This is a genomic window from Nitrosopumilus sp. Nsub (assembly GCF_001541925.1).
Classification (GTDB): Archaea; Thermoproteota; Nitrososphaeria; order Nitrososphaerales; family Nitrosopumilaceae; genus Nitrosopumilus.
The window spans coordinates 87,069-100,939 of sequence record NZ_LQMW01000023.1 but is presented as its reverse complement, the minus strand read 5'-3'; the positions used below and the strand labels follow the sequence as shown (position 1 = coordinate 100,939).

At 32.3% G+C, this 13,871-nt stretch carries 15 protein-coding genes; 8 read left to right on the top strand and 7 right to left on the bottom strand.

Annotated features, from left to right (window positions below):
* The first annotated feature begins 256 nt into the window (after positions 1 to 256).
* A complete protein-coding gene (locus AW732_RS09075; protein ID WP_216634412.1) occupies positions 257 to 997 on the top strand; it encodes a CFI-box-CTERM domain-containing protein in 741 nt (246 codons plus the stop codon).
* A 68-nt stretch (positions 998 to 1,065) separates the two neighbouring features.
* Positions 1,066 to 1,200 (top strand): hypothetical protein, encoded by a 135-nt coding sequence (locus tag AW732_RS09015; protein WP_256381661.1) that lies wholly within the window; start codon positions 1,066 to 1,068, stop codon positions 1,198 to 1,200.
* Between the two features lie 526 nt (positions 1,201 to 1,726).
* On the opposite strand, the gene AW732_RS08605 is transcribed toward AW732_RS09015, so the two are convergent.
* From AW732_RS08605 to AW732_RS07435, 7 genes are all read right to left on the bottom strand, one after another.
* A complete protein-coding gene (locus tag AW732_RS08605; protein WP_156416090.1) occupies positions 1,727 to 1,897 on the bottom strand; it encodes a hypothetical protein in 171 nt (56 codons plus the stop codon).
* 11 nt (positions 1,898 to 1,908) lie between these two features.
* Positions 1,909 to 2,046 carry a hypothetical protein gene (locus tag AW732_RS08600; RefSeq protein ID WP_156416089.1) on the bottom strand — a complete coding sequence of 46 codons (138 nt, stop codon included), beginning with the start codon at positions 2,044 to 2,046 and terminating at the stop codon, positions 1,909 to 1,911.
* On the bottom strand, positions 2,037 to 2,327 hold the full coding sequence (locus AW732_RS07450; RefSeq protein ID WP_067960794.1) for a rhodanese-like domain-containing protein: 291 nt from the start codon (positions 2,325 to 2,327) through the stop codon (positions 2,037 to 2,039). Before AW732_RS07450 ends, AW732_RS08600 begins: the two co-directional genes overlap by 10 nt.
* A gap of 293 nt (positions 2,328 to 2,620) precedes the next feature.
* Entirely contained in the window at positions 2,621 to 2,782 is a 162-nt protein-coding gene (locus AW732_RS08820; RefSeq protein ID WP_172790426.1) for a hypothetical protein, read from the bottom strand.
* Between the two features lie 33 nt (positions 2,783 to 2,815).
* Positions 2,816 to 3,433 (bottom strand): hypothetical protein, encoded by a 618-nt coding sequence (locus tag AW732_RS07445; RefSeq protein WP_067960761.1) that lies wholly within the window; start codon positions 3,431 to 3,433, stop codon positions 2,816 to 2,818.
* Entirely contained in the window at positions 3,433 to 3,666 is a 234-nt protein-coding gene (locus tag AW732_RS07440; protein WP_067960758.1) for a hypothetical protein, read from the bottom strand. Before AW732_RS07440 ends, AW732_RS07445 begins: the two co-directional genes overlap by 1 nt.
* A gap of 37 nt (positions 3,667 to 3,703) precedes the next feature.
* Positions 3,704 to 3,898, bottom strand: coding sequence for a hypothetical protein (locus AW732_RS07435; RefSeq protein ID WP_067960756.1), 195 nt, complete (start codon positions 3,896 to 3,898; stop codon positions 3,704 to 3,706).
* A gap of 113 nt (positions 3,899 to 4,011) precedes the next feature.
* On the opposite strand from AW732_RS07435, the gene aspS reads away from it, so the two are divergent.
* The 6 genes from aspS to AW732_RS07405 all read left to right on the top strand — a co-directional run bounded on the left by aspS (position 4,012) and on the right by AW732_RS07405 (position 13,849).
* On the top strand, positions 4,012 to 5,322 hold the full coding sequence (gene aspS, locus AW732_RS07430) for an aspartate--tRNA(Asn) ligase (protein ID WP_067960753.1): 1,311 nt from the start codon (positions 4,012 to 4,014) through the stop codon (positions 5,320 to 5,322).
* 180 nt (positions 5,323 to 5,502) lie between these two features.
* Positions 5,503 to 7,713, top strand: a complete 2,211-nt coding sequence (locus AW732_RS07425; protein ID WP_082697440.1) for an FTR1 family protein — start codon at positions 5,503 to 5,505, stop codon at positions 7,711 to 7,713.
* Complete coding sequence (locus AW732_RS07420) at positions 7,706 to 9,823, top strand: hydantoinase/oxoprolinase family protein (protein ID WP_067960750.1); 2,118 nt, start codon at positions 7,706 to 7,708, stop codon at positions 9,821 to 9,823. Before AW732_RS07425 ends, AW732_RS07420 begins: the two co-directional genes overlap by 8 nt.
* A gap of 129 nt (positions 9,824 to 9,952) precedes the next feature.
* Positions 9,953 to 11,851 (top strand): CFI-box-CTERM domain-containing protein, encoded by a 1,899-nt coding sequence (locus AW732_RS08950; protein WP_253805600.1) that lies wholly within the window; start codon positions 9,953 to 9,955, stop codon positions 11,849 to 11,851.
* Positions 11,852 to 12,090: 239 nt separating this feature from the next.
* Positions 12,091 to 12,570, top strand: a complete 480-nt coding sequence (locus AW732_RS07410) for a hypothetical protein (RefSeq protein ID WP_067960744.1) — start codon at positions 12,091 to 12,093, stop codon at positions 12,568 to 12,570.
* 10 nt (positions 12,571 to 12,580) lie between these two features.
* On the top strand, positions 12,581 to 13,849 hold the full coding sequence (locus AW732_RS07405; protein ID WP_067960743.1) for a divalent metal cation transporter: 1,269 nt from the start codon (positions 12,581 to 12,583) through the stop codon (positions 13,847 to 13,849).
* The last annotated feature ends 22 nt before the right edge of the window (positions 13,850 to 13,871 follow it).

Here is a 13,871-nt window from a genome sequence, read left to right as displayed (position 1 = left end):
AAAATAGGAGTAATTGTGAACAAATCCTTCCTTGCAACTCATAGACCATTAGATGTTTCAAAAGGTGTAATCAGGATGTTGATCAATTTTGTTGGCGATCAGTGTTGAGAATTTGCAGACAGTCTTATCTAATTATTTTTCACAAAATTCTGTTATGAGAATACCTTGTTTTCTATGTACAAAAGACCTTGGAAGATTATATTTATACAAATGAACTACTCTCAATCTTTTTAACATCTTTTTCTAATTGAAATTTATGAAAATACCTATCATTATCGGAATTATGATCATGATGACAATGTCATCAACTGCTTTTGGCGTGGTACTCGTATTTTTAGATAAAGATGTTTATGAAATTCCTACTCCGGATAACCCATTAACGGTTTTTATTGAATCTCCAGGCAAAGTTACAATTTCTGTAAGCAATGGAGATGTTGCAACGGTGTTGGGAGATACAGATACTGGTGAATTTACCATTTATCATGATGATTACGATTTCATGGAAGGTACAATGTTGATTGCAAATCACATTAATGATTATACTTTAAAAGAATGGACTGACGTTTCAACTTTTACTAAAACTGGATTATCTGTACCTGCAAAAGAAACAACTAGTGTGAAAACAGGCAATGGTGGAGGTTGTCTCATAGCTACTGCAACATATGGTTCTGAATTAGCACCACAAGTACAACAACTTCGTGAGTTAAGAGATACTCAATTACTAAACACCGAATCTGGAACTGCATTCATGAGTACGTTCAATGACATTTACTATTCATTTAGTCCAACAATTGCGGACATGGAACGTGAAAGTCCATATTTCAAAGAGGCAGTCAAGCTTGCAATCACACCAATGATTTCCACATTATCATTAATGGAGAACGCTGAATCGGAATCAGAAATATTGGGAATTGGAATCTCAGTAATTGCATTGAATTTGGGGATGTATCTAGGGCTTCCAGCTATTGCAATTGTTGGAATTAGGAAAATAAAATAACAAAAACTGACAATCAGTGTTGAGAATATTTAGACTGTCTTATCTAATTCTCATATTTTACTAAAATCATGAATTGTTCATATTGTAAAAAGGACATTCCAATTGTACTTGGATTAATCACAGGTGCAATAATGGCAGCCAGTGGCGGAGATGTTGCCTATGTTTATCCTGATAGACCTCAATACGTGGATCTTAGTACGTAATTGTGATGATAATGAAGATTATTCACGTGTTCTTATACTAATTTTGTAATAATATGGAGATGCAAACATCAGTCGATATGAATAGAATTGAGATGAAAATCCTAGGACAACAAATCAAACAACTAAAGTTTGAACTTGTAAATTTTAGAGAATAATCATCATCAATTTTGACACAAAGAAAGAAACTAGTCAGATATGACTATGCCCAGACAATCTTATCTAATTGATTTTTTCTCAAAAGGATGACAATATCATAAGCAAAAATATTTCCTCGTAGAATATTTCTTACAACAAAGTTGCTTATGGATAATAGAGATCATTATTTTTCTGATTATTTTGAATTGCCATAACTGCATCAAAGGAACTTGTAAATCAAATTTTTTCAACAGTTGATTGTTGTATCAAATTCACACAATACCTCGTATAGTCGTAAAACACAAGAAAAAGTACCAGTCAAAGGGTTTTTTGTGTTAGGCTCTGCAATAGTAAGAGTGTCAAATAGATGATTCAGACATGATCAATTTTTTTACTGTTTTGTTTTTTTCATCTCTGAAATGGCTTCCATCTTTCCCTTCATGAAAGCAAGGTCATATGTTCTAATTAGTACCTCTTCACCATCTTCGAAATTAGTTTGCAGGTGCTTTGCCATGTTTTTTATAATTTCCTCTTTTGTGGGGATTTGAGAATCTTCTTTCATTTTACATCCTCTTAAAAATTATCATCAGGGTCTTCACCGTCTTCTAATGCTTTATTGTACTTGTCAACTTTGAGATTGTACTCATCAATTTTTCTATTTTCTTCATCTATCATTTTGTTTTCTTCATCAATGGAATTATCTACATCCATGCCAAATAACCGCCTTCCAGGGTTACTGCATTGAATCCGCCTTTGATTAACTCATCAGCTGCAATGTTTCCTCTATAACCAGTCCCACAATATGTGCAAATTTTCTTATCTTTCAAATCATCAATTTGACTTTTCTTTACGTTTCTAATGCACAAACCTAAAGGCATGTGGATAGAGTCCTCAATTATTCCGCCTGACAATTCATCAGATTCTCTCACATCAATAATCACAAAATCATTTTTTTGTGCAGCCAATTCTTTTGCCGTAATTTTATCTGACATGTGTAACAAATATTGAGAAATTCATAGAAATAAGTGTTAATTTCATGTCCTGAAGAGATATGACGTATCGACGTTCTTTATCTCAGCAAGACATACTCTATCTTAGATCGTACTAGTATATTTAGATCGCGGTTTAGTGATATAACCAATAAAATAATGAAAATTCATGACTCTTGCAGTAAAAGTACGGAGTTGATTTGTGCCTAGAGTACATGAATTAACATCTGACTACTATGATGTTACTGATCGTCAATTAAAGAAACCAAGGTAATTTTATCATATGCAGAATTTTACTAGTTTGATGAAGAATTTTTGTATTTAAAATATTCCTCAATTTCTTGAGATAGTTTTGTGATGAGTTCCTCTTTGCTAAAATCTGCTTTTTTTAACTCGTCCCATGTTTTTTCTATCTCTTGTTTTAATACAAACAGGGTTCTTTTATCATCACAGTGCATACGAAATAAAAATTTGCGTAAAATTTATCTCTTTTATTTCAGATATTCTAAAAAGATTGGATGAATTTCTTTGTCTTTTGAAAGATAGTCATACATGTTTAAATTCATCATTTTAAACATTTCAGAAAATAATCTCGGAGTTGCAATTTTACTAGTAAACATTATGGGTATGAACTTTCCACATTTGTCCATCTCTTCTTTTAGTTTTGTGGGATTGTTTGTTTCATGATATTTTACTAGCGTCATCCACTGTTCTTGTACGTCTGTTTTTGCTTTTTCCAGAAACTGTTTGCCATCATCAGTTAATTCTGACAAGTCATGAGATTTTAATCCTAATTTTAAATAGATTTTTCTAATATTTTCTTTATGCTCAACACTTAATGTTTGATTTGTATTTTGTGTGTATTGTTTGTATTCAATGGAATTTAGCCAATTCTGAATTTTAATTTTTAATTCTGGCGGTGGCTGGTGTTTCATTTTTTGCATAAATTTACAATCAAAGAATTTTTCACAGCTTTTTATTAATTCAAATGCATTAATTTTGATCATAGTTTTCAAATCTGTTTCATGCATTGCAGCAAGAACAACAAAATCAATTGCAGTTAAACTCTTGAGAATTTCATCATTATTTTCAGAATTGGAAAATTCCATTATTGTTTTGATTCATTACTTTTTGATGAACTGTGTGCAGATGTGACGTATCGAAATACCTCATCAATTAACTCTACACTTAATTCGGATTTAATGTCTTCAGGAATCACTTTTAGCACAAAATCATACATTGTTGTATTTTTTGGCAATTCTTCTCGTTCTTGCAATAATGAAAATACTGCAATTCCATTTGAAATTATTGAAATCATCTTTTCTTTGTTAGTTAGTGCCATGATAATATCTGAAAATCCTTGTCTATTTAATCTAAATTTAGATTATTGTTTGAAATCCATCTTGTTTTTCAATAATTTGTAGTAATTCGGGAGTTGTTTCTACAATATGTAGATCTATTGGGATGCTATGGCCTCCTGCATCATCAGAATAACTCTGAGAATAATTGTATCCCACAAATACTGCAGTGCCAACAAACATTGCAATTACTAGTGCAATCAAGATATTTGCCATACTGCATTAAATGACTCTTTAGGGCTGTAAAAACATTATGAAAATCAATCATTTTGGAAAAGATCCCTTTGAAAAAATTAATTACACCATAAAATATGGAAATATTATAAATTATGATTGAAACTGAACTGGGAAATTTGAGAAGATCTCACTATTCTGATGAAATTAACGCATCTATGGACGGTAGTGAAGTCACTGTCATGGGATGGGTTTTGACTGTAAGAGGACACGGAAATATCAGCTTTGCAACTATTAAAGATAAAAATGGAAGTCTTTCAGTTATTGCAAAAAAAGGAGATTGTTCTGATGAAATACGTGAAAAAATATCCGCACTAAAAGCTCATTCATCAATTGGCGTAACTGGAAAAGTAAAGTCTTCAGAAAAAGCTCCTGGCGGTTATGAGATAATTCCAACTGAATTGCGAGTTTATTCTGAAGTAACAAAAGTTCCTCCATTTGAGCCAACTGTGAAAACTGTAAAAAATATTGATACTCGTTTAGAAGTCAGACCAATTGACTTGCGACGAAATGTATTACAACATGTTTTCAAAACTAGAAGTTTAGTTCTAAAGACAATTAGAGATTATTTCAATGATCAAAACTTTGTTGAGATTAATACTCCAAAAATGATTGCAACAGCTACTGAAGGTGGTGCTGCATTGTTTCCAATATTTTATTACAACAAAGAAGCATTTTTGGCTCAAAGTCCCCAACTGTACAAAGAACAACTGACGATGAGTTTTGAAAAAGTTTTTGAGATTGCCCCAATCTTTAGAGCAGAACCTTCTAGGACAAACAGACACTTGGCTGAAGCAATTTCAATTGATTTGGAAGAAGCTTTTGTTGATTACAACGACGTAATGAACAGAATTGAAGATATCATTAAAGTTTCAATAAATGCAGTAAATGACTACATTAAAAATAATCCTGATTCTGAATTTACTCCAACTCCAGTCCCTGAAAGTATTCCAAGATATACCTACGATGATCTAGTTGATAGAATGCAAAAGGCAGGGGCAAAAACAGAATGGGGTGATGACTTGTATCCCTCAAATCTTAAAAAAATTGGATTAGATGGATTTTACTTTATTACTGATTGGCCTTTAGGTCCAAAGCCATTTTATGTTAAAGACAGTAAATCCAATCCAAAAATTTCTGAATCATTTGATTTGATGTTTGGAGATTTGGAATTATCATCAGGCAGCACAAGAATTGAAAAACGTGATGAATTAGCTCAACGAATGAGCAACAAGGGCATGAAAACTGATTCCTTTGAATATCATCTTAATGCATTTGATTATGGGGTACCGCCACACGCTGGTTGTGGTATTGGCCTTGAGAGATTAATTATGGCTTTAACTGGAACTGAGAATATTAGAGATACAACATTTTATCCAAGAGATGTAGACCGCCTTACTCCATAATTTTCACATGTTGTCATAATCTTACTCTTGTTTTAAATATCAAATTTCTATTCATATTGAAATTTTTTCTAAAATGTACATAAAACTTAAAAATAATTTGTTTATTTTTTATTCTAAAATCTTATTCTATAATCATAGAATTATAAGGCATTAATACTCTTAAGGAAATCTCAAAATGGAATGTCAAAAAAAAATAATTTGATTAGAATATTTTTTGCAATTCTCATGTTTGCATCAATTGCACCCAATATTGAGGTATTAGCTGAAACAACAAACATGGATACTGTAGTACTAAGTACTACGGAAATATTGGCAGTATCATTAGATGTGGTAGATGATAATGTTCAGAATGGAAATTTTGAACAAGCCAAACAATTGACAAAAGAAAACTCAGAATTTTTCTCATTACAAGTACTAACTTTACGAGAATCAAATTCTGAAATAACTGATGAAATCCATATCTTGCTTTTAGACATGCATAATGAAATTAAATCTGGAAATGAAAATCTAATATCTAATAATGTTGCCACAATTAAAAATTTGTTAAAACAATATGAAATTAATTCCCCTGACTACGGAATGGCTAACGCCATGATTTTAACAACTGTTGACGAGCAATATCAAATTGCAAACAAAGAAGGTGATGAATATAGGTATGAAGTTTCAGAAAAATTATTGGAACGAGTTATCGTATTATTTGAAAAAACTGATTTTGATGAACGACTAACATTGGAAATCTCTGATTTTTTAGTTGATTTAAAAAACCATATACAAAATAGAGAAAAATTTACTAGTGTAGGGATGTTAATTACTGCAATTAATAGAGACTTTACAGGTATTGAAGCAGTTCCTTATGAAAAAGAAAAATTATATGAAAACATAAGGGCACTTTACAAAGAATTACTAGTTGCAATAGATAACGGTGATTATGCTCAAGCAGAAGAATTAGGAATTGAAGCATATCTTGAAAATTTTGAATACCTAGAACCTGACATTGAAAAAGTTGATGCAGAACATCTATACAAATTAGAAATTGACATGAGAGAAGAACTTAGAAAAATGATCAAGTTCAAAGAAAGTCCTGCTGCGATTAGAGCATTCTTAGAAGAATCCATCTTACCTGATTTAGCATATGCTCAGGACCTAGTAACTAAAGCAGACAAATCAATTTTACAAAGTAAAATGGATAGAGAACTAAAAGAAATGGGCGATGCAACTGATACCCAAAAGTCAGGAGTTAGGGGTGAAATTGATTTTATTAGAGATACATTACAACTTGTGTTAGTTCAATATCAGGACGGACAATATCCAGAAGCATATAATTCAGCAAGAACTGCATATCTTGATAGTTATGAATTTGTAGAAATTCCCTTGAGAGCAATTGATCCTGACTTCACATTAGAAGTAGAATTTCAATTTGCAGAACTTAGAAGTTTAATTAAACAACAAGCAGATTTTGAAGAAATTAAAGATGTTACAATTAAAATTAAAAGAAATTTAGATGAATCTGAAAGACTAGTTAGTGGAACTGGTACTCTTGCACCTGCAATTGCATTTACTTCTTCATTTGCAATTATCTTTAGAGAGGGCTTAGAATCAGTATTAATTTTAGGTGCAATTATTACATATCTTGAAGCATCACGAAATACAAAATATAAAAAATATCTATACTATGGAGTAGTTGCAGCAATTGGTGCAACAGGGATTACTTGGGTAATTGCATCATACATAATTGAAATATCTGGTGCTAATCGTGAATTAATAGAAGCTATTGCTGCATTATCTGCAACTGCAATTTTGTTTTACGTAAGTTTCTGGGTTTTGAATAAAATTGAACATAAAAAATGGATGGAATTTGTCAAGGCAAAAGTTTGGCAAGCCACAACTACTGGTAGTGTAATGGTGTTTGTTGGATTAGCATTCTTTACAGTGTATAGAGAGGGATTTGAGACTGTTTTATTCTATCAAGCAATGTCTTCGTTTGCAAAATATATGGAAGTATATGTCATATTAGGATTCATTGTTGGTATGGGTTCCTTGTTATTGTTATTTTATATCATGAGAAAACTTGGAAAACGATTGCCACTACGTGCATTATTTGGACTCACAATGGGTGTAGGCGCATATTTGTCAATTGCATTTTTGGGCAATGCAATTAGAGAACTTCAAGTTATAGAAATTATGCCATATACTGGAATGATTGGAATCATTCCTAGATTAGATATCAATCTAGCTGCGATGACAGGAATATATCCGACATTAGAAACTGTAGTTGGTCAGATAATTCTTCTTGGAATCTATCTTGCTGCTGCATCTTATGTTTTGGTTTTGAGACCAAAACGCGAGAATAAAATAGCCGAGATGAGAAAATCAAGAAAAGTTAATGAATAAAAAAAATAGAGTTCGTGTAGGCATAGATGTAGGTGGAACTTTCACAAAAGCTGTTGCATTGGATCTTAAATCTGGTGATATTTTGGGAAAATCTACAGTTCTTACCACACATACATCTGAAAAAGGTGTTTCAGAAGGAATCATTACAGTATTGGGAAATATTATGAATTCATCTGAAATTACATTTGATTCTATAGAATTAATTTCACATAGTACGACTCAGGCAATTAATGCATTATTAGAAAGTGACACATTCAAAGTAGGGATAATAGCAATGGGGGTTGGACCAACGAAAAAGGATGTAGTAAAACGTACCGATTTATCTGATCCAAAAATCAATTCCAAGAAAGATCTTAAAACATCACATCATTTCTTAGACACTTCTGAATTAATTTCTGAAGAACAGGTAAAACAAGTAGTTCAAGAATTAAAAGATGATGGAGCCAAAGTAATTGTTGCTACAGAAGCATTTGGAGTAGACGATCCTTCAAATGAAAAATTTGTAATGAATATGGCATCAAAATTAGAATTGCCATCAACTGCATCACATGAAATATCTGGAATTTATGGATTAGAAATCAGAACTTTAACTGCTGCTGTTAATGCTAGTGTATTACCTAAGACAGTTCAAGTTGCAAATTATGTTGAAAATGCAATTACTGATTTTGGTGTAAAGGCACCTTTAATGATCATGAAAGGGGATGGAGGAGTTACAAGCATGAAAACATTTAGAACAAAACCTATCCTGACAATTCTTTCTGGACCTGCTGCTAGTGTTGCAGGCGGACTATTGCATCAAAGAGTTACAAATGGAATCTTTGTTGAGGTAGGTGGAACCAGTACTAACATCAGTATTATAAAAAACGGAAAACCTGAAATTCGATATGTTACGATAAATGAGCATCCAACTTGTATTCGTTCTATGGATGTCAGGATTTTGGGTGTTGCAGGCGGTAGCATGTGTCAACTCAAAAATAATAAGATAGACAAAGTTGGTCCGCGTAGTGCCCATATTGCAGGTCTGAAATATTCCTGTTATGCTGAACCTGAAGAACTGAAAGGTGGAAAAATAATTTTTGTAAAGCCTAAAGAAAATGATGATGAATATGTAGCAATTGAAAATAATGGAAAAACATTTGCAATTACCAATACGTGTGCTGCAAATGCAATTGACTCCATTGACCAAGGTGATTATGCTTATGCAAATCAAGAATCAGCAAAAATTGCACTTACCATACTTGGAGAGCATTTAGGTGTATCATTTTTTGAGGCTGCAAATTCAATTATTCAAACAGCATCATTGACAATAATTAAAACAGTAAGTAAAATTCTAAAGGAATTCAAACTATCTTCACAGTCCACACAAATTATTGGTGCAGGTGGTGGTGCTTCTGTATTGGTTCCATTTGTTTCAAAGCAGATGGGAATAAAATATGCAAAATGTGACAATGCTGAAGTAATTTCTTCAATAGGTGTTGCATCATCAATGTTACAAGAAGAAACGGAAGTTAGTATGATTGAACCAACGCCTGAAAAAATATCTCAAGAATGCAAAAAAATTCACAACATCCTTACAGAAAGAGGAGCAACACCTGAATCGATTTTAGTAAATACTGAATATTTATCTGATAAAGCAATTCTTAGAATTTCTGCTACTGGAAATGTTGAACTAGATAGTGTAACTACATCAAAATCTGTTTTTTCACAAGAAGAATCAAAAATGAGATGCGCTGAAATCTTAGAAGTGGATGAATCATTAATTGATTTGATTCATGAAACTGAACATTACTTTGTATTTGCTGGAAATATTATAAAAAAGAAATTATTTGTAAAGAAAAAGATTACTCCAATAATAATATTGGACAAATTTGGCAGACTAAAACTCTCAATAAAAAATGGAAAAATTTTTTCTGGAGAGGAAAAAGAAACAAAAGACAATGTTCAACAATTTTTGAAATCAAGAAATAATGATATTGCACCTCAAGTACATTTGTTGACTGATTTGAAACTAATAGATTATTCTAGTTTAACATCTAATTCTAGTATTGTCGATGCAATAGGCCAAGAATTTAAGGAATCTGATAAAGTCATTGTTGTAGTTGAACTGTGATCAAAAAATAAAAAATTATTTTGTGAAAAATTAATTTGTATTTTTAAAACTTTATTTATTCTAGATTTATAGAATAACCCTTAAAATTCAGAATATGTTTTATATATCCAAGTTAGGCGTAGAATTTTGTTGAATAAACTACTATTACTTGCACCGGTTATGGCAGCATTTTTGTTACTTCCTATGGCTGCTCAAGCAGATGCAACATATGGTGATGAGTGGTCTTCAATTAAGAAAACACTTGGAAATGCATACAAAGCAGAAACCACTGATGAGTCACTAAATCTACTTGGTGATGCCAAATCCATTTACAACAATGTATTTGCATCTGCAGCACAAGAGCATGATCCAGCAACACACAATGTAATCCTGGAATGTTATGATGCAGCAGAAGATGCATACAAAGCAGGCGATAACAAACAAGCAAAACTATGGATTCAATGCCAAGAGAAATCAATTTACACCCTTGGTATGGTGATGATGGAAGATGCAATTTCTAATAATGACGCAAATGAGTATTTGCAATGGTCTTCGATTGTACAAACAAAATTCAAAGTCGCTGACAAAGACCCCGCAACATTAGCATTATTTACAGCAATTAACAGTGATAATTCCAAATTAGCAACATACTCTGATGTAATCAGAGAAAATATGCTAGATATTTTCGAACTTAAAACAGTTGAAGAATTAGAAGAAGCACTCATCAAATATGATGAAGATGACACATACTCTGCAAAGAAATACGCATATGAAGGACTTTACTATTACAGAACACTAGACCCATACCTAACTGAATCTATTGGTCCAGCAAAAGCAGACCAACTATATGGTTTGATGGAGAAAGCCATGGACATTTCTGACTCTGCAAACGACGGAGTATCTGTTGCAGACTTGACATCTCAAATGAAAGAGACCAAGAAAGAAGTAGAGAAAATCGTCATGGAACACAACGGAATTGACGCAACTCCTGAGGCACTTGCACTAGCAGGAATCGCTGACAGATTACACTTAGTCCAAGTAGAATATGTGGATGCAATTGATGGTTCAGGAAATATCATCAATGATATGGAATATGCTGAGACTGTAGCATTTGCAGGAGGAGCACTAGAAATCTCTGAAGAAAACGCAGAAGTCTTAAACGCAATCTCATCAAGTGAACTTGCAGAATTACAATCAATCTTAACCCAAATTGTTAGCGATGTGGATGACAAAGAATCCATATCCAAAGTACTCAATGCAGCAGATGATGCAACTACCGTTGTAAAGTCAATGCAAGCACATACTGGTGAAGCAGGTTCTAACCTTACTGGTTACTTTGATACAATTAACAGATTGTTACTCAACGCACAAGCAGCATATTCTATTGGTCAGTCTGACTTGGCATTTGAATTAGTTAGTGAGGCATATCTAGATAACTATGAATTCCTAGAAGGCCCATTAGCAGAAACTAATCCTGCTCTAATGAAAACTATTGAAGATGACATGAGAGAAGAACTTAGAAACATGATAAAATCAGGTGCATCATCCAATGAAGTAAATACTCAAATCTTATTCTTAATTGCAGACCTTGAAACTGCACAAGATGCAGTAACATCAGTACCAACTGCAGAAGCAGAGTCAGAACTAACTCCAACAGCAACATCTCAAGAATCATCTGAAGAAGGTGGTGGATGCTTAATTGCAACAGCAACTTATGGCTCAGAACTAGCACCACAAGTTCAAATGCTCAGAGAGATTCGTGACAACCAATTAATGAATACCCAATCAGGTTCAGCATTTATGAGCACATTTAACGAAGCATACTATTCATTCTCACCATACATTGCAGACATGGAACGACAAAGTCCAGTGTTCAAAGAAATTGTAAAAGCTGGCCTAACTCCAATGATTAGCACTTTGTCAATCATGGAAAGCGCTGAAACTGAGTCAGAAGTCTTGGGACTTGGATTATCTGTAATTGCATTAAACTTGGGAATGTACATCGGACTGCCAGCATTTGGAATCATTGCAATTAGAAAAAGATTCTAAAAATTTACTCCTGAAATCTGAAATATTATTTCTTAGAACTAAGTAATTTATCATCCTCTTGGATATCTTAGATTTGTATGAGTTCGTACGATGAATTATTGATAGAATACCGAGAAAAATTTGATAGAGAGAGATCTTCCTATTATTAGTCTCTAATTAATTAATTCACAAAAATACTGGACAGAATAGAATTACAAAAACAATCAATTGAAAATAAAATATCACAATTAAAACAACATATGTCTAATGGAAATAAGTTTAAAGATTTTGATAAATCTGTACTGTTTGATTTAATTACAATATTTGTTCAAGCAACACTATCATACTTTGAGATATGCAAATCATGTTTACAATTCTCTTTAAATTTTGAAAAACTTGGAATAACTAAATCAAACCTAAGATACAATGAAATGATTGATCAATTAGGTGATTACAAAAATGATAGTGTTACTGTATTTCATAAAGCAGGTCTTAGAACATTTTTCAATGTGGATTTAAGAAATGTATTAAAAAATGACTCTTGGCGGATAAACAATAATTTTGAATTTACGTATGAGGGCCCTGATAGAACAGAGATTTCTTTAAGCATAGGCGAATTACACGGGGAGTTAACTAACATCAATTCTATAGTTTTAGGATTTGCAAAAAACCATCAAAAAACCATGATGATGAATATTCAAAATAGTGTTTTAATTTTAATACTATCAAAGATTTTTTGAATTTATTAAAATGAATGAAAATATATCTAAAATAATTAAAATTAGTGGTCCTGGATTGCTATTTGCTAGTACCGCAATAGGGGTATCTCACTTAATTCAATCTACTAGAGCCGGCGCTGATTTTGGATTGATGATAATTGGGTTTGTAATACTGGTTAGTGTGTTAAAATATCCTTTTTTTGAGTACGGGTCTAGATATGCAAATTCAACTCAGACAAGCATTATAGACGGTTACAAAAAATTAGGAACCCCGATTCTAGTATTGTATCTGATCATTACAGTTTGTTCAATGTTCTTTGTTACAGGTGCTGTAGGATTTGTGGCTGCGGGATTTTTTGAGAATTTATTTAATTTAGAATTTCTAGGAGAATGGTCAATCATACTGTTGTTTATCTCATGTGTATTGATTTTAGGGATAGGGAAATTTCACCTGTTAGATAATTTGATAAAAATTATTGTAACAGTCTTGGTAATTTCCACAGTACTTGCATTTACACTTACAGTAATTAATGGGCCAGTAGAACAAGTGGAGAATTTTATTCCAAAAGAATTATGGACTACAACTGGAATTTTCTTTTTACTTGCGTTAATGGGATGGATGCCTACTGCAATTGATCTATCCAGTTGGAACAGTTTATGGACACTAGAGAAAATAAAGCAATCAAACTACCGACCAAAGTTAAAAGTTACTTTGCTAGAATTTAGAATTTCTTATCTTCTTACAGGTATTATGGCAATAATGTTTGTAACTTTGGGCACTTTCATCTTTTATGGTTCTGGAGAAGAACTTCCAAATAACAATTCACAATTTGCCCATTCAATAATTACAATGTATAGCAGTGTGATGGGTAATTGGAGCTATATCATAATTTCTGCATCTGCATTTACTGTGATGTTTGGAACAATTCTTGCAGTGTTTGACGGATATTCTAGGGCTCTTAATAGAATAGTTGAATTGCTATTTGGCAAAAATGACACAAATCAATCAAAAAGTTCAAGAAAACTATATTCTGTTTTTCTTGTTGTTTTAGCCTCAGGTTCACTAGTTACAGTATTGCAATTTGGAGACAATCTCAAAGAGTTAGTTGATTTTGCCACTATTCTGTCCTTTGTAATAGCTCCTGTAATTGCCATTTTCAATTATAGATTAGTTACTGGAAAATATTTGGAAAAATCAGATCAGCCCTCAATGCTATTGAAAATTCTAAGCATCTGTGGAATTTTGTTTTTATCTGGATTTGCAGCATACTTTATCATGTTGAAATTTGTTTTAAACTAAATTTTTATTTGAATTGTATTTA

Excerpts from the sequence above, each read along its gene's own strand:
- AW732_RS09075 (WP_216634412.1), top strand. The coding sequence starts at position 257 with ATGAAAATACCTATCATTATCGGAATTATGATCATGATGACAATGTCA.
- AW732_RS09015 (WP_256381661.1), top strand. The coding sequence starts at position 1,066 with ATGAATTGTTCATATTGTAAAAAGGACATTCCAATTGTACTTGGATTA.
- AW732_RS08605 (WP_156416090.1), bottom strand. The coding sequence starts at position 1,897 with ATGAAAGAAGATTCTCAAATCCCCACAAAAGAGGAAATTATAAAAAAC.
- AW732_RS08600 (WP_156416089.1), bottom strand. The coding sequence starts at position 2,046 with ATGGATGTAGATAATTCCATTGATGAAGAAAACAAAATGATAGATGAA.
- AW732_RS07450 (WP_067960794.1), bottom strand. The coding sequence starts at position 2,327 with ATGTCAGATAAAATTACGGCAAAAGAATTGGCTGCACAAAAAAATGAT.
- AW732_RS08820 (WP_172790426.1), bottom strand. The coding sequence starts at position 2,782 with ATGCACTGTGATGATAAAAGAACCCTGTTTGTATTAAAACAAGAGATA.
- AW732_RS07445 (WP_067960761.1), bottom strand. The coding sequence starts at position 3,433 with ATGGAATTTTCCAATTCTGAAAATAATGATGAAATTCTCAAGAGTTTA.
- AW732_RS07440 (WP_067960758.1), bottom strand. The coding sequence starts at position 3,666 with ATGGCACTAACTAACAAAGAAAAGATGATTTCAATAATTTCAAATGGA.
- AW732_RS07435 (WP_067960756.1), bottom strand. The coding sequence starts at position 3,898 with ATGGCAAATATCTTGATTGCACTAGTAATTGCAATGTTTGTTGGCACT.
- aspS (WP_067960753.1), top strand. The coding sequence starts at position 4,012 with ATGATTGAAACTGAACTGGGAAATTTGAGAAGATCTCACTATTCTGAT.
- AW732_RS07425 (WP_082697440.1), top strand. The coding sequence starts at position 5,503 with ATGTCAAAAAAAAATAATTTGATTAGAATATTTTTTGCAATTCTCATG.
- AW732_RS07420 (WP_067960750.1), top strand. The coding sequence starts at position 7,706 with ATGAATAAAAAAAATAGAGTTCGTGTAGGCATAGATGTAGGTGGAACT.
- AW732_RS07410 (WP_067960744.1), top strand. The coding sequence starts at position 12,091 with ATGTCTAATGGAAATAAGTTTAAAGATTTTGATAAATCTGTACTGTTT.
- AW732_RS07405 (WP_067960743.1), top strand. The coding sequence starts at position 12,581 with ATGAATGAAAATATATCTAAAATAATTAAAATTAGTGGTCCTGGATTG.